Here is a 15899-nt window from a genome sequence, read left to right on the forward strand (position 1 = left end):
AGCAGACTTGCTAATGGCTGAAAAACAAAAAATCCGAAACAGTTAAAAATTTGCTTCGGATTTTTCATTTTGTATGAATTTACAAAAGTTTATCTACAATAATCACGAAGCGTCACAAAAGGTGAAAGTCCTTTTGGTTCTGGTTGATATGTTATAAATAAACGCATTGTTCTTGTTTTTAATTTTACTTGTTTTAGCTGGTCTTAGTAAGCCAATTGCGCTGCAAAGATTTAGATTTATTTTTCAATTTTCAAAATTTATTTTTTGAATTTCAAGAAATTACAACCCTTAATACGTAGTATTAACTTTTTTTGAAAAAAGCAAGAATTTTTTGCTATTGAACGAATTTTTCATGAAAAACATGACTACGCAAAATTATTGCGTAGAAATTATTTACTTTTATTTCGACCTTAAAAATCACTTAAAATGGCTGTAAATAAAAATGCATTAATTAGATATAAAACCATTGATAAATGTCTTCAAAATAACTATCGAGAATGGACACTTGACGACTTAATTACTGCTTGTTCTGATGCGCTTTACGAGTATGAAGGTAAAGATGTAGATGTAAGTAAACGTACTGTGCAATTAGATATACAAATGATGCGTAGTGATAAATTAGGCTATAATGCGCCAATAGTGGTTTACAATCGTAAATTTTATAAATACGACAATCCAGAATACAGCATTGTAAACATACCTGTAACCGATAAAGATATTAAGGTAATGAACGAAGCTATACAAGTGCTAAGGCAATTTAAAGACTTCTCATTATTTAAAGAAATGGATGGCGTTTTACAGCGTTTGGAAGATTCGGTGTATGCGTCGCAAAAGGACAATCGCGCTATTATTCATTTAGATAAAAACGAACAACTAAAAGGTTTAGAGTTTATTGATGTTATTTATAACGCGATACAATCTAAAAAAGTGATTAAAGTGTCATATCAATCGTTTTCTGCAAGAACTTCTAGCGTTATGCAAGTGCATCCGCAGTTATTAAAAGAATTTAATAACCGTTGGTTTTTGCTAGCGTCTCACAAAAAAAAAATGATCACTTTGGCTTTAGATAGAATAATAAACATTAATATTGAAGACAACGTAGATTATATTGATTTGCAAATTGAAGGTGACAACTTTTACAAAGACGTTGTTGGTGTTACGGTATCCAACTCTAGAGCGCAACGCATACAATTTTGGGTTGATAAAAAAAATGCACCTTATGTGGTTACTAAACCTTTTCATCCGTCCCAACGTACAATAAAAACCAGAGAAGATGGTACTATTTTTAATATTTTCGTTCAACATAATTTTGAGTTAGAACGACTCATTTTAGGTTTTGGTGATAGTATTGAAGTTTTAAAACCTAAAAAATTAAGAGACCGAATTTTAGGAAAATTAAAACAATCGGTTAAAAATTATTCCGAAATTGATAAGTAAATTTCTTGTCCTTTTTCTATTGAATTATGATGCTCAAAAAACACTTTGTCGCCATTTAAATTAGCTTCAATTAAGTAGTGATTGCCTTTAAAATAACTGGTAATAATAGTTGCTTTTAGATTAGATTTTTCAACGATTTTTAATTGATTTGCGTAAACAATTCTGTCATCAATCACATTAAATTCGTCAAAAAAAGAAGCAATTAATGGTGTTTTAGGATTGTTATATAATTGTTCTGGTTTACCTTGTTCTAAGATTTTTTTATCCTCCAAAACAATCATATTATCGGCAAATCCTAATACATCTTCTTTGTCATGTGTTGCTACAATACAAGCGATATTTTTATCTTTTAAATACTTAAACACATTACGTCTTAAACTTTGTTTTTTAAAATTATCTATATGGCTAAAAGGTTCATCCAACAAGATAATTTCTGGTTGCTTTGCTAAAGCTCTTGCTAGTGCCACACGTTGTTTTTGTCCGCCAGATAGCGTTTTTACTTTTACATTGGCAAATGCTTCTAATTCTACAACGTTTAGTAGCTCTCCGGTACGCTCTTCTCGTTCTTCTGGATAAAATCTTGACAGATGTTTGGCAATATTTTCGGCAACGGTTATGTATGGCATTAAATCGAATTCTTGATGCACATATTTCATAAACTCATAACCAACCACTAAGTTGTATTTTGGACCTAAAATTTCGGTGTCTTTCCAAAAAATGTGTCCTTGATTTAAATCAAATTCGCCATAAATAAGATTTAATAACGTACTTTTTCCTGAGCCACTTTCGCCAATAATAGCAAGGTTTTCACCAGTTTCAACTTTAAAAGAAATATCTTTTAAAACAGGTGTATTTTTATATGAAAATGTTAGGTTTTGTACGTTTAGCATAGTTGCAAAAATAGTATAAAAAAAACCGCTTAAATTAACTTTTAAGCGGTTTGATGTATTTTTATCTTTATTCTTAATTTTTAAAATCTTCAATTTTTTCTGGTAGTACATCAAATCCCATATTGAATAATGTAAACCCGTAAATATCTGCATATTGTTCTATGGTTTTACTTACCGGTGTACCAGCACCATGACCTGCATCGGTTTCAATTCTAATTAAAACAGGATTATCTCCTTTTTGTTTTGCTTGTAGTTCTGCCGCAAATTTAAAGCTATGTGCAGGTACAACTCTATCATCATGATCACCAGTGGTAACCATTGTTGCAGGATATTGTGTACCTTCTTTTACATTGTGTACAGGCGAGTATCCTTTTAAGTATTCAAACATTTCCTTGTTATCTTCAGCCGTACCGTAATCGTATGCCCAACCGGCACCAGCGGTAAATGTATGGTAGCGTAACATATCTAAAACACCAACAGCAGGTAAAGCAACCTTCATTAAATCTGGTCGTTGCGTCATAGTTGCGCCAACTAATAATCCTCCGTTTGATCCACCTCTAATTGCTAAGTAATCTGACGAGGTATATTTGTTCTCTATAAGATATTCTGCAGCAGCAATAAAATCGTCAAAAACATTTTGTTTTTTTAGTTGTGTTCCGGCATCATGCCAAGCTTTTCCGTATTCTCCGCCACCACGTAAATTTGGTACAGCATAAATACCTCCTTGCTCCATCCAAACTGCATTTGCTATACTAAAACTTGGTGTTAAGCTAATATTGAAGCCACCATATCCGTAAAGTATTGTTGGGTTTTTTCCGTTAAGTTCGATACCTTTTTTATGTGTAATTATCATAGGTACTTTTGTACCGTCTTTTGAGGTATAAAATACTTGTTTACTTTCGTAATTTTCAGGATTAAAATCGATATCTGGTTTACGGTATAATTCTGAAGTTCCGTTTTCGATATCGTACTTATAGATGCTTCCTGGTGTAACATAGTTTGTAAACGAGTAGTAAAGCTCTTTTTCTTCTTTTTTAGCACCAAATCCGCCAGCGCTTCCAACACCAGGTAATTCTACTTCGCGCACTAGTTTACCAGAATAATCATATTGTAATACTTTTGATACAGCATCTACCATATATTCTGCAAAAAAGTATCCACCAGCTTTTGATGCGCTTAATACATTTTTAGTTTCAGGAATGATATCTTTCCAGTTTTCTGGAGCTGGATTTGAGGCATTAACAGTTACTAATCTTTGGTTAGGCGCATTAAGATTTGTAACTATAAATAGCTGATCGCCTTCGTTTTCTAAAATGTATGTGTCACTATCTGTGTGATCTAAAATGGTTACAAAATCACTATTTGGTTTTGTTAAATCTTTAATTAATAATTTGTTTCCTGAGGTTGATACACGAGGAGAAAGAATTAAAAATCTATCGTCTCTAGTAACATTTCCATAGATATAACGGTGTTTTTCGGCTTCTGTACCACCATAAATTAACTGGTCTTCGCTTTGTGGTGTTCCTAATTTATGATAGTAGACTTTGTGTTGGTCTGTTTTTGCAGATAACTTGCTTCCTTTAGGTTTATCATAGCTTGAGTAATAAAAACCTTCGTTTTTGTACCAAGACATACCACTAAATTTAATATCGACTAAAGTATCTTCTATAATTTCTTTAGTTTCTACATCCATAATTAAAATTTTACGCCAATCGCTTCCTCCTTCAGAAATGGCATAGGCTAAAATCTTTCCATTTTTAGAAAAACTTGTTCCTCCAAGAGAGATTGTTCCGTCTTCTTTAAATGTATTTGGGTCTAAGAAAACTTCGGCTGTTTTTGGGTCTTCACCTGTTTTGTAACGATAAATGACGTATTGGTTTTGTAGACCATCATTTTTATAGAAATAAGTATAATCACCTTCTTTAAAAGGAGATCCTATTTTTTCGTAATTCCATAATTTAGATAGACGTTCTTTTAATTGCTCTCTGTAAGGTATGTTTGCTAAGTAACCTTGTGTTACTTTATTTTCTGCTTTAACCCAAGCTTCAGTTTCTTCACTTCTATCATCTTCTAACCATCTGTATGGGTCTTTTACTGTTTCACCAAAATAAGTATCTACAGTATCTACTTGTTTAGTTTCTGGGTAGGTAAGTTTGATTGTTTCTTTTTGCTTCATTTCTTCTTTACAAGACATTATGGTGATTAGGGAAAATAGACCAATAGCTAATTTTTTCATTTTTAAGTGAATTTATATTTAATAGCTTTAAAAATACGCAAAAAAGCGTTTGTAAACTTGTTACAAACGCTTTTTTAAGATTTTTTTAAATAGAAAACAAACTTATATAAGTTTGTTTTCTATTAGGTATTCTGCAATTTGAACAGTATTTGTTGCTGCTCCTTTACGTAAATTGTCTGCAACAATCCACATATTTAATGTGTTTGGTTGAGTTTCGTCACGTCTTATGCGTCCAACAAAAACGTCGTCTTTATCATGTGCATAAATTGGCATTGGATAAGTGTTTGTATCTGTATTGTCTTGCACAGTAACACCAGGTGTTTGACTTAATAAAGATCTAACCTCGTCAAGGTTAAAGTCGTTTTCAAACTCTACATTTACAGACTCGCTATGTCCACCTGCAGTTGGTATTCTTACCGCTGTTGCAGAAACAGAGAATGTACGATCGTCAAGAATTTTTTGAGGTTCGCGTGCTAATTTCATTTCTTCTTTAGTGTAACCGTTAGCTTCAAAAACGTCACAATGCGGTAATGCATTTTTGCCTATTGGATATGGGTATGCCATTTCGCCTTCAATACCTGCAATTTCATTTTCTAATTGTCTAACTGCTTTTACACCAGTACCAGAAACAGATTGATAGGTTGAAACAACAACACGTTTCATTTTATATTTTTGATGAAGTGGTGCCAAGCACATTACTAACTGTATTGTAGAACAGTTTGGATTAGCAATAATTTTATCTTCTTTAGTCAATTGTGATGCGTTAATTTCTGGCACTACTAACTTTTTAGTCTCATCCATACGCCAAGCAGAAGAGTTATCTACTACTGTTGTGCCAGCATCTGCAAATTTTGGAGCCCATTCTAAAGAAGTAGATCCTCCAGCAGAAAATAAAGCAATGTCAGGACGCATAGAAACTGCTGTTTCTAAACCAACAACTTTATAATCTTTGTTTTTGTAGGTTATTGTTTTTCCAACAGATCTTTCTGAAGCTACAGGTATTAATTCTGTTATTGGAAAATTACGTTCTGCTAATACTTTTAACATGACTTCGCCAACCATTCCTGTGGCACCAACAATTGCTACTTTCATCTTTTTTGATTTAAAAAATTTGCACGTAAAATTAGAGTATTTATAGTATTAGAACGCTAATAATTTCTTAAAAAAAGACCAAAAAAAATCAGGAACTATTAATAATTCCTGATTTAGTATAAAATGTGTTATCTAGATTACTTTTTTAAAGCGTCTCTAATTTCTTTTAATAAGTCAATCTCTGATGGTCCTGCAGGAGCTGCTGGAGCTTCTTCTTTTGGCTTTTTAGTTTTGTTGTATGCTTTTACAATCATAAATAATACAAATCCTACAGTAATTAAATTAATGATAGCATTAATCCATTTACCATATAAAATTGCATTTTCTGGTGTTGTTACGGTTCCTTCTGCATCTACTACAGCTGGAGATAATACTACTTTAAGGTCTTCAAAGTTCATTCCACCAGCAAAATGACCAACAATTGGCATCATAATGTCAGATACAAATCCATTTACAACCATTCCTACTGCACCAGCAAGAATTACAGCTACTGCTAAATCTATGACATTTCCTGTCATGATAAAATTCTTAAATTCTTTAAGCATAATCTTAAAATTTTACGTTAGTTAATTTTTAATATGAGATTCAAATTACTTAAAATTTTAACACAAACCGATTTTAAGTAGCATAAAAAAAGAGTTTTTATCGATTAAAGACACGTTTTATACGTTGAGAGATAGCTGTGATTAATTCGTAAGAAATAGATTGCACAGTTTCTGCTAAATCTTCTGCAGTGTTATGCGCATCAAAAATTATGACTTCGTCTCCTTCTTTACAGTTTATATTAGTAACGTCTACCATAATCATATCCATACAAACATTACCTAAAATAGGTGCTTTTTGGTTGTTTATTGTTATAAAACCTTTGCCTTTACCATACTGTCTTTTTATGCCATCTGCATGTCCAATAGGTATTGTTGCAGTTGTTGTATCTTGTTTAGCAATATAACCTCTGTTGTAGCCTAAACTGTCTCCTTTTTTAAGATGATGAATTTGAGAGATAATACTTTTTAAATTAGCTATTGGCTTTAAATCTTTTTTGTGTTTAGCATCGTTACCAAAGCCATATAATCCTATACCACTTCTTACCATATCAAAATGTGCTTCGGGATAATTTAATATTCCTGATGTGTTACACATATGTAAGAAAGCATTGTAACCTAAACCAGAATTAAAAGTTTTTGCAATGTTTTTAAAACTTTTAATTTGATTTAAAGTAAATTCTCTTTCATTTAAATCTTCGCTTGCAGCTAAGTGTGAAAATAGAGATCGCACTTTGATACTTTTAGTTGTTTTTAAGCTACTTAAAACAGTTTGGATATCATGTTCTGAAAAGCCAATTCGGTTTAATCCTGTGTTAAATTTTATATGAACAGGATAATTGGTTTGTTTATGTTTTTCCGCGCAAGCGATAAATGTTTCTAGAATACGTTTAGAGTACATGCTAGGTTCTAAACAGCGTTTGATTATAGTATCAAAATTTACAGGTTGTGGATGCAGTACCAATATGGGTTTTGTAACACCAGCATCGCGTAATGCAACACCTTCGTAGCTATACGCAACAGCAAAATAATCTACGTCTAAGTCTTGTAAATATTTGGCAATTTCTACAGCATCACTACCATATGCAAATGCTTTTACTACTGCTAAAAATTTGATGTTTGCAGTGGTTTTTGATTTTAAAAACTTAAAATTTTGTTTTAGTGTTTTTAAATCAATTTCAAGAATAGTTTCTTGTGCCTTATCCATTTTTTGCTTCTGGATTAGTATCTAATGGTTTAGCGTCGGTTACTTTTATGTTTTTAATTTTTTCGCGCATGGTTGCCTTGTAATATGCTGCGCGACTTAAAGGTTCATACTCTTCTGTTTCTCCCAAAAGTACTAAGTTGTCGTTTTGAGATTTACGGTAACTGTATTGTGCTAGGTTACCTGTTCTTGTGCATACAGCGTGTACTTTAGTAACATACTCTGCAGTTGCCATTAAAAAAGGCATTGGTCCAAAAGGATTACCTTTAAAGTCCATATCTAAACCAGCAACAATAACTCTAATACCTTTATTTGCTAGGTCATTACATACTTTTACAATTTCGTCATCAAAAAATTGAGCTTCGTCAATACCTACAACATCACAATTATCTGCTAAAATAGGAATATTTGCAGCAGCCGGTACAGGAGTTGATCGAATAGAGTTTGAGTCGTGAGATACAACTTCTTCTTCGTCATATCTTACATCTATAGCCGGTTTAAAAATTTCGACTTTTTGTTTTGCAAATTGGGCGCGTTTTAGTCTTCTTATTAGCTCTTCGGTTTTACCGGAAAACATTGATCCACAGATGACTTCAATCCATCCAAATTGTTCTTTTTGATTTACTGTATTTTCAAGAAACATTTTGTAATTTTAACACTAGAATAAGAATGGTACTTGTTTTCTATAAAGGTGGCCCAAATTTATTAAAAAACAAAAGGCTATCTTGTATTAAATTTTAAAAATTATAAAAAAGACAAATCATGAAGAAGAAATTAGAGTCAGAATTAATAAGCATTGCGCACAGGATTCTAAAGTTAGGTGGTAAAGAAGATGTTAATAAAATGCATGCAGAAGTTGCTGCGCTTTATGAGAAGTTAACAGTTTTAAAATTTGCTAATGAAAATTTTGAGGACGATAAACCTACTATAGGTGATGATTCTTCTTTTTTTGGGATGCTAGATACAGCATTTAACAATAGAATAAGTGATAATATTGAAGTTGATAATAAAACATATATCAATTTAGATGACACTGAAAATGAAGAAATCACAGAACCTTTAATGGAAAAAATTAAAGACATGGTAGCGCAAATGCCTGAAGAAACTCAAAAAGTTGATGAGTTATTAGAAGAGGTTATCCCAAAAAAGAACTACCATAAAAATGATTTTGAAGATATTACTGCTGGTTTTGAAGAAATGCCAATTTTTGAACCTGTAACTAACCAAACTAACCCAGAAAAGAAAAGCCTTAACGATAGATTTAAATCTAGTTTAAACATTGGTTTAAACGACAAGCTGGCTTTTATAAAACATCTTTTTGATGGTAGTGCAGAAGATTATAACCGTGTGCTTTCTCAATTAAATACTACTTCAGACCTTACAGAAGCTACACATCTAATACGCAATGTTGTAAAACCAGACTACAACAATTGGGAAGGGAAAGAAGACTATGAAACTAGATTTATGCAAATTATAGAAGCTAGATTTAATTAATAATTTAAATATACGTAGCCAGTAAAAACATTAGATATTCCTTCTATCTTAAAAGTGTAAAAATACGTGCCAACAGGTAACACTTTATTTTGGTTAAGTGGTCCTGTGTTAGGTTTTCCGTCCCATTGATTTATGTAATTGTCTTTATGATAAATTAAGGTACCATAACGATTATAAATATCTAAACTGTTAATTGGATAATCTTCTACGCAAGGAATTACGAAAGTATCATTTAAGGTGTCTTCATTTGGCGAAAAACCTTCAGGTATTTGTAAACAGTTATTTACTAATACTTCTGCAAAATCTTCGTTATTAGTCAAATCTCTATCAACTTCGTTTACGTTACTTAAGGTAGCAACATTTAATAAATTTTGTGCTGAAATTACCTGAACAGTTAATAATAAATTCTCTGATTGGTTAGGAGTAAGGTTAGGTATATTCCAGGTTGAAGAACTTTCATCATAAGTTCCAAAACTAGTTAAGGCATTTATAAATAAATATCCTTCTGGCAAATTTTCTATAATTTCGATATTAGTTGCTTCAGTTGTTCCAATATTAGTTGCGGTTATTGTAAAAACAACTTCGGTACCAATTGCTGTTTCTTCAGGGTTTACTGTTTTTAAAACTTCAATGTCGACATTAGTTGTGTCTTCTGTAACTAATAATGTTGCACTTGCCTGAGAACTATCTATATTATTTAAATTGCTAAAATTAGAGCTGTTGTTAATATATTCTCCAGGTGTATTTGAAGTTACTATTACAGAAAAGCTACAAGTACTTACACCTTCAGGAAAAGTTAAATCAGTAACCGAAATTGCTGTATCTCCGATTTCACCAGAAAATGTGGCTGTACAATTATTAGCATCTTCCCAAACAATTGGACCAGCTATTGTTAAACCCGTTGGCAAATTGTCTGTAAATGATATGTTGTTTTGAGCAGGATTTCCTGATAAATTTTGAAGTGTAAATAGTAACATACTAGTTTGACCTTGCATAATTTGATCTGGAGAAAAAACTTTTTCTACCAAAGGAGCAATAACTTGAGCGTTGCTAATTGAAATATTTGTTTCTGGAGTTAACTCTTCATTGTCCTCTCCGTTAGGTATGGCTTCTGCTGTATTTGTAAATGCGCCGCCATAGCTAGGTGCTGTAACGGGTATTATAATTTGAATATTTGCAGCAGGATCCATATTTGATATATTTCCTGTAATAGTATTACCATTTACATTGAAATTTGAAATACAAGTGGCATTTCCTGAAACAACATTACAAGTTGGTGTCCCGTTTATTGTAAACTGAGCACCTAACGTATCTATAAAATCTATATTTATGGCATTTGAGCTAGTATTACTATTGGTAATATCTACAATCCAATTGAAGTTATTATTTACACCTACAGAGGTAAATTCTGGATAAGTTTGTACAACTAAATCTACACATGGAGCAAAATAAATAATAGAAGATGCTGTATTGTTACTTTCGTTATTATCTAAAACACCATCTAAATTTTCGATAGAGACATTATTTGTAGCTCTAACAAAATTAGCATTACAACCAGGAAACCAATCTACAATAACCTCATAAGTTATAGAGCTTTGAGCTGGAAGTATTAAGTTATCTTCAGGTAAAATTTCCCAAAAAACATCTGGTTGTCCATCTTGTGGTAAACCATCGTAGACAATGCCTACATTTTGATTTGTAACATCAAAGCACGTTGCTGTTCCTGTTGTACCAACACAGTTTACAGATATTAAGCTTGCATCTGTATTAGTGTTTTCTCCTAAAGGCATATAGTCTTGTACAGCTACAGTAGCATCTTGATCACTATTATTAGATATAACAATTTCATAGGTTACTGCTCCCCAAGATGTAGTGTTATTAGGAGAGTTTCCTATTGGTAATACTGGATCAATTTGTGTTTTTGTAACACTTAAGTCTACATAGTCTTCTGGTTCACAAACAGGTAAAGGTGGTAATAAAACAAAATCACTTTCTGCATTATTATTAAGGTTAGGATCTAAAATAAAAGAGTCTAAGTTGTTTACACCACTTCTTACGTGACCAAGTGTGTTATCTTCTTGTTCAGCAGCACAATCGTCAGATTCTAAAAAGACAACAACAGTAGTTACTTGGATAGTTGTATTAGGTTGTAGTACAAAATTATTACTTTGCCAGTATTGATCTAAATCTGTAAGTGTAAAGTCGCTACAGTCTACTGGACCTGTTGTAAAATCGCAAGTTATAGAAATAATATCCCAATCTACACCTACTGTTAAATTCTGTAAAAAGAAACGCATTAAAGTCGCTTCAGGACCACTATTACAAACGGTGGTTTGAAAGGTAACTTGTTCTCCCCATGCAACATCTTGGGAAGCATCAGGATTTATTTGAGTAGTTTGTACGCATAAATCTGCTTCGGGACAAGCTTCTGCAAGTAATAATGGTGTAATAACATTATTAGAGCTATTAGAAGATTCATTTGTATGTTCAATAAGTATTTGTGAGAAGCTAGACACAGACATTTGCTGTATGTCTATACCACATAATGGATCCAAAAATCTTATATCAATTTCAAAAGTTAAAGAAGCGCCTGCAGGAAAATTAATAGTTTGATCAACGGTTAAAATTGTAGATACAGAGGATATAGTTTGAATACTATTATCCTGTACATTTAAAGAGCTAGGACAATTTATACCGTTTGTACCACCAATACAGTTTATAGATTCTAATTCAATTCTTGGTCTACCATATAAAATACTTGAGTTAAGATTAAATTTTTGAGAAAAGCTTTCAAGCGGAAACGCGATAGTACTATTATTAGTTATTGTAACTTGATAAGTCACGACCTCATTCCAAGCACTTATACCTGTCCCTAAACTAGGGTTTGTTTGGGTATAATCTACTGTAAAATCTATTGGGATATCAAAAACATCAATTGATATTACAGATTGATTATTGGATGTATTAGTATCTGTGACCGTATCCGGAGCAGATACAGTTGCACTACTAGCAATACCACCAAGGTTTAAAGGCGCTTTTACTAATACCTCTAACGCTACACTTGCATTTGACGGCATATTAGCAATAGTACCAGTTATAATACTACCGGTTATATTTATTGGGTCTATACTGCTAGCGCCACCAGTTTGGTTTTGACTTTGAGCGCTTAAAATGATTAAATTAGTATTTAAAGTTTGAGAAAACGAAGCATTATTTACAGCATTTCCTCCATTTAAAATGGTAACTATGTATTTAAATTCTTGATTAATTCCTATTTGAGAAATAGGATTTCCTGATAAATCTTGAGCTTCAACAACAATAGATAAGTCTGTTGTTTGAGCATTTAAAATGTAAGACACAACAGAAAATAAGAAGATAAATAGCGATTTTTTCATTAAAGGTTGGTTTATTAACAGATGACTAAAATAGCAAAAGGTTGCTTCATTATATATTAAAAGATTGTAAATTTGAATAATATTTCAAAATAAAATGGGTAAACTCTACATTGTACCAACACCAATAGGAAATTTAAAAGACATCACTTTTAGAGCAATTGAAGTTTTAAAAGAAGTTGATATAATTTTAGCTGAAGATACGCGTACATCAGGTAAATTATTAAAGCATTTTGAAATTAGTACACCAATGCAAAGTCACCATATGCATAACGAGCATAAAACGGTTGAAAGTTTGGTGCAAAAATTAAAAGCAGGAACAACCATTGCATTGATTAGTGATGCAGGTACACCAGCAATTTCTGACCCAGGATTTTTACTAACTAGAGCATGTATTGAAAATAATATTGAAGTAGAATGTTTACCAGGCGCAACAGCATTTGTCCCAGCATTAGTTAATAGTGGTTTACCAAACGACAAGTTTGTTTTTGAAGGGTTTTTACCTGTAAAAAAAGGAAGACAAACCCGACTTTTATTTTTAGCTGAAGAAACCAGAACCATCATATTTTATGAAAGTCCGCATAAATTAATAAAAACATTAACCAATTTTTGCGAGTATTTTGGAGAAGACAGACCAGTTTCAGTTTCTAGAGAACTTACCAAATTGTATGAAGAAACCATACGCGGTACAGCCAAAGAAGTTTTAGAATACTACACCAATAAGCCACCAAAAGGAGAAATTGTAATTTGTGTTGGAGGGAAAAAGTAAAACCTTATTAATTATACTTACTGCTACTGAAAACTGTCAACTAGTTAAACATGCTTCCCAACCTCAAAACCATGTTTACCTAAATGTTGTTTTCCGCTATCAATAGCATCATGCTCTAAGGTTGTTGCCATACTATCATTCCAACGGTTTAAATAACCAAATAGGCTAATTACGCCAAGCATTTCTACAATTTCACCTTCATTCCAATATTTATATAGTTCAGTTTTAATAGTTTCATCAACTGCATTTGGTACTTGACTTGCGGCTAAACTAAAATCTAATGCAGCACGTTCGGCATCACTAAAAGCAGGATGCGTTTTATAATCCCAAATATTATCTAATTGTTCTTGTTCTGCACCATAACGTTCTGCAGCTCTAATGGCATGAGCTTGACAATATCTACAACCTGTTGCGTTACTGCTAACCCAAGCAATCATTCGTTTTAAAGCAGAAGTCACTTTACCTTCATTAGCCATAACTGCTTTATTTAAATTTATAAAAGCCTTACTTATTGCAGGTCTGTGTTGCATGGTTAAAACCGAGTTTGGGCAAAAGCCAAGTGTCTCATTAAAAAAGTCTGCAAGCGCTTTGGTTTCTAAATCGTGATCTGCGTGTAAAGGGTTTACTAAAGGCATGGGTTTTCTAAATTTTATAATGTATTTTTGATACATTCAATAAACAAAAAAATTCTTAAAAATGACACATAAAATCACAACTAGTTGGAAAGGCGGAATGCTATTCGATTCTGATAACCCAAGTAATCATCATGTTTTAATGGATACCGATGTAGAAGGACAGAAGCGTCAAGGTCTATCACCAAAAGCAATGATGCTTTCTTCTTTAGCAGGTTGTTCAGGCTTAGATGTTGTTTCTATTTTAGAAAAAATGAAAGTTGAGGTCGAAGATTTTAAAATGGAAGTAGAAGGTGAGCTTACCGAAGAACATCCAAAATACTATAAAACCGTTTGGCTTACTTACCACTTTACAGGTACAGATTTAAACGAAGAAAGGATTAACAGAGCAGTACAACTATCTGTCGAAAAATATTGCGGCGTTATGGAAATGTTTAGACAATTTGCCGATGTAAAAACAGATATTAAATTTCACAGCAAATAAACTTTTCGCTTTAAAACTTTCAACTTTTTAACTGAAATATGCGCTGGACATTAAAGCCAAAACCAAACCTAGAAATTGTCAAACAACTGCAACAATCTTTAAATGTAGATGAAGCAATTGCAACGCTTTTAGTACAACGTGGTATAGAAACTTTTGAAGACGCGAAACACTTTTTTAGACCTAGTTTAGAGCATCTTCATAATCCATATTTAATGAAAGGTATGGACAAAGCAGTGACTAGAATTTTGCAAGCAATTAAAGACGGCGAAAATATATTGGTATATGGCGATTATGATGTAGACGGAACAACATCAGTAGCGTTAATGTCTTCCTATTTAAAGACCAAAACAGCAAATGTCGCAACTTATATTCCGGATAGATATGATGAAGGTTATGGCGTCTCTTACAAAGGAATTGATTTTGCAGACGATAATGATTTCAGTTTAATCGTTGCATTAGACTGCGGTATAAAAGCAATCGATAAAATAGACTATGCTAAAGAAAAAGGTATTGATTTTATTATTTGCGATCACCATAGACCAGGTAATCAAGTACCAAATGCTGTAGCGGTTTTAGACCCAAAACAAGAAGATTGTAATTATCCATACAAAGAACTTTGTGGTTGTGGCGTAGGTTTTAAATTAATACAAGCTGTAGCTGAAAAGTTTAGTGAAACGTTAAATGATTTAATCCCATATTTAGACCTTGTTGCCACAGCAATTGGCGCAGATATTGTCCCGATTACAGGCGAAAACAGAGTGTTAGCTTATTTTGGTTTACAGGTTATAAATGCGCAACCTCGTGCAGGTTTTAAAGCCATAATTAATCAGATAAAAAAGGATTCATTAACCATTACCGACGTTGTTTTTATCATCGCACCACGTATTAATGCTGCTGGTAGAATGAAACATGGGCAATACGCTGTAGATCTTTTAACCGAAAACAATTTACAAACAGCCTTACAATATGCTGAAGAAATAGAAGCATTTAATACCGATAGGAGAGAAGCCGACCAAAGTATAACCCAAGAAGCATTAGAGTTAATAAAGTCTGAAAATGAAGAAAACCGTTTAACAACCGTAGTGTATCAAGACCATTGGCACAAAGGTGTGATTGGTATTGTGGCATCTCGTTTAATCGAAACCTATTACAGACCAACCTTAGTATTTACAAAAAGTGGCGATAAGTTAGCTGCTTCTGCTAGATCGGTTTCTGGATTTGATGTGTATAATGCGTTACAAGGTTGCGCCGAACATATCGAGCAATTTGGCGGACATAAATACGCAGCAGGATTAACCCTTAAAGAAGAAAACTACGAAGCGTTTAAACAAGCTTTTGAAGATGAGGTCTCTAAAACCATAGATAAAAATCTACTAACGCCAGAAATAAAAGTAGATATGCAAATTGATTTAGCTGAAATTGATGATAAATTTTGGCGAATAATCAAGCAGTTTGCACCATTTGGACCAGGAAATATGACACCAATTTTTATGACCGATAACCTAAAAGATACAGGTTATGGTAAATGTGTTGGCGAAGATAAAACGCACTTAAGGTTTACAGCAACGCAATCAGGTAAACAATTTGTATGCATCGGTTTTAATTTAGGTGAAAAACTTAATCTTATTAAAGACAAGCAACCGTTTAGCGCTGTATATTCTGTAGACGAAAACCATTGGCAAGGTAACGTATCGCTTCAACTTAAAATTAGAGATATAAAAGGATAA

Annotated in this window: 13 protein-coding genes; 5 read left to right on the plus strand and 8 right to left on the minus strand. The window is 32.7% G+C overall.

Translation table 11 applies throughout. The annotated features are described in order from the left end of the window. Positions 1-426: 426 nt before the first annotated feature. Positions 427-1437 carry a helix-turn-helix transcriptional regulator gene (locus tag H574_RS0104325; protein WP_027879384.1) on the plus strand — a complete coding sequence of 337 codons (1011 nt, stop codon included), beginning with the start codon at positions 427-429 and terminating at the stop codon, positions 1435-1437. Here the strand turns inward: H574_RS0104325 and H574_RS0104330 are convergent. The 6 genes from H574_RS0104330 to H574_RS0104355 all read right to left on the minus strand — a co-directional run bounded on the left by H574_RS0104330 (position 1416) and on the right by H574_RS0104355 (position 8044). Continuing rightward, positions 1416-2327 (minus strand): ABC transporter ATP-binding protein, encoded by a 912-nt coding sequence (locus tag H574_RS0104330; protein ID WP_027879385.1) that lies wholly within the window; start codon positions 2325-2327, stop codon positions 1416-1418. The genes H574_RS0104325 and H574_RS0104330 overlap by 22 nt on opposite strands. 73 nt (positions 2328-2400) lie before the next feature. Then, the gene (locus H574_RS0104335; protein ID WP_027879386.1) at positions 2401-4563 is read right to left on the minus strand and encodes a prolyl oligopeptidase family serine peptidase; all 2163 of its coding nucleotides are present in this window, start codon (positions 4561-4563) and stop codon (positions 2401-2403) included. Between the two features lie 102 nt (positions 4564-4665). Continuing rightward, positions 4666-5655, minus strand: coding sequence for an aspartate-semialdehyde dehydrogenase (locus H574_RS0104340; RefSeq protein WP_027879387.1), 990 nt, complete (start codon positions 5653-5655; stop codon positions 4666-4668). 137 nt (positions 5656-5792) lie between these two features. Beyond that, positions 5793-6200 carry a large conductance mechanosensitive channel protein MscL gene (gene mscL, locus H574_RS0104345; protein WP_027879388.1) on the minus strand — a complete coding sequence of 136 codons (408 nt, stop codon included), beginning with the start codon at positions 6198-6200 and terminating at the stop codon, positions 5793-5795. A gap of 97 nt (positions 6201-6297) precedes the next feature. Continuing rightward, positions 6298-7404, minus strand: a complete 1107-nt coding sequence (gene alr / locus H574_RS0104350) for an alanine racemase (protein ID WP_027879389.1) — start codon at positions 7402-7404, stop codon at positions 6298-6300. After that, positions 7397-8044, minus strand: coding sequence for a thymidine kinase (locus tag H574_RS0104355; RefSeq protein WP_027879390.1), 648 nt, complete (start codon positions 8042-8044; stop codon positions 7397-7399). The genes alr and H574_RS0104355 overlap by 8 nt, the downstream gene beginning before the upstream one ends. A 119-nt stretch (positions 8045-8163) precedes the next feature. On the opposite strand from H574_RS0104355, the gene H574_RS0104360 reads away from it, so the two are divergent. Continuing rightward, positions 8164-8895: a hypothetical protein gene (locus H574_RS0104360; protein WP_027879391.1), complete on the plus strand. Its 732-nt coding sequence runs from the start codon at positions 8164-8166 to the stop codon at positions 8893-8895. Here the strand turns inward: H574_RS0104360 and H574_RS0104365 are convergent. Next, a complete protein-coding gene (locus tag H574_RS0104365) occupies positions 8892-12290 on the minus strand; it encodes a T9SS C-terminal target domain-containing protein (RefSeq protein ID WP_027879392.1) in 3399 nt (1132 codons plus the stop codon). The genes H574_RS0104360 and H574_RS0104365 overlap by 4 nt on opposite strands. A gap of 94 nt (positions 12291-12384) precedes the next feature. Between H574_RS0104365 and rsmI the strand changes: the two genes are divergently transcribed. Beyond that, complete coding sequence (gene rsmI / locus H574_RS0104370; protein ID WP_027879393.1) at positions 12385-13056, plus strand: 16S rRNA (cytidine(1402)-2'-O)-methyltransferase; 672 nt, start codon at positions 12385-12387, stop codon at positions 13054-13056. A 44-nt stretch (positions 13057-13100) separates the two neighbouring features. On the opposite strand, the gene H574_RS0104375 is transcribed toward rsmI, so the two are convergent. Next, positions 13101-13691: a carboxymuconolactone decarboxylase family protein gene (locus tag H574_RS0104375; RefSeq protein WP_027879394.1), complete on the minus strand. Its 591-nt coding sequence runs from the start codon at positions 13689-13691 to the stop codon at positions 13101-13103. 61 nt (positions 13692-13752) lie between these two features. Between H574_RS0104375 and H574_RS0104380 the strand changes: the two genes are divergently transcribed. Together H574_RS0104380 and recJ are read left to right on the plus strand one after the other, a co-directional pair. Beyond that, positions 13753-14172 carry an OsmC family protein gene (locus H574_RS0104380; RefSeq protein WP_027879395.1) on the plus strand — a complete coding sequence of 140 codons (420 nt, stop codon included), beginning with the start codon at positions 13753-13755 and terminating at the stop codon, positions 14170-14172. A 38-nt stretch (positions 14173-14210) separates the two neighbouring features. After that, the gene (gene recJ, locus H574_RS0104385; RefSeq protein ID WP_027879396.1) at positions 14211-15899 is read left to right on the plus strand and encodes a single-stranded-DNA-specific exonuclease RecJ; all 1689 of its coding nucleotides are present in this window, start codon (positions 14211-14213) and stop codon (positions 15897-15899) included.

The sequence above is a fragment of the Mesoflavibacter zeaxanthinifaciens DSM 18436 genome, assembly GCF_000422365.1.
GTDB classification, from domain to species: Bacteria; Bacteroidota; Bacteroidia; order Flavobacteriales; family Flavobacteriaceae; genus Mesoflavibacter; species Mesoflavibacter zeaxanthinifaciens.

Coding starts and splice junctions, on each gene's coding strand:
- H574_RS0104325 (WP_027879384.1), top strand. CDS start 427: ATGGCTGTAAATAAAAATGCATTAATTAGATATAAAACCATTGATAAA.
- H574_RS0104330 (WP_027879385.1), bottom strand. CDS start 2,327: ATGCTAAACGTACAAAACCTAACATTTTCATATAAAAATACACCTGTT.
- H574_RS0104335 (WP_027879386.1), bottom strand. CDS start 4,563: ATGAAAAAATTAGCTATTGGTCTATTTTCCCTAATCACCATAATGTCT.
- H574_RS0104340 (WP_027879387.1), bottom strand. CDS start 5,655: ATGAAAGTAGCAATTGTTGGTGCCACAGGAATGGTTGGCGAAGTCATG.
- mscL (WP_027879388.1), bottom strand. CDS start 6,200: ATGCTTAAAGAATTTAAGAATTTTATCATGACAGGAAATGTCATAGAT.
- alr (WP_027879389.1), bottom strand. CDS start 7,404: ATGGATAAGGCACAAGAAACTATTCTTGAAATTGATTTAAAAACACTA.
- H574_RS0104355 (WP_027879390.1), bottom strand. CDS start 8,044: ATGTTTCTTGAAAATACAGTAAATCAAAAAGAACAATTTGGATGGATT.
- H574_RS0104360 (WP_027879391.1), top strand. CDS start 8,164: ATGAAGAAGAAATTAGAGTCAGAATTAATAAGCATTGCGCACAGGATT.
- H574_RS0104365 (WP_027879392.1), bottom strand. CDS start 12,290: ATGAAAAAATCGCTATTTATCTTCTTATTTTCTGTTGTGTCTTACATT.
- rsmI (WP_027879393.1), top strand. CDS start 12,385: ATGGGTAAACTCTACATTGTACCAACACCAATAGGAAATTTAAAAGAC.
- H574_RS0104375 (WP_027879394.1), bottom strand. CDS start 13,691: ATGCCTTTAGTAAACCCTTTACACGCAGATCACGATTTAGAAACCAAA.
- H574_RS0104380 (WP_027879395.1), top strand. CDS start 13,753: ATGACACATAAAATCACAACTAGTTGGAAAGGCGGAATGCTATTCGAT.
- recJ (WP_027879396.1), top strand. CDS start 14,211: ATGCGCTGGACATTAAAGCCAAAACCAAACCTAGAAATTGTCAAACAA.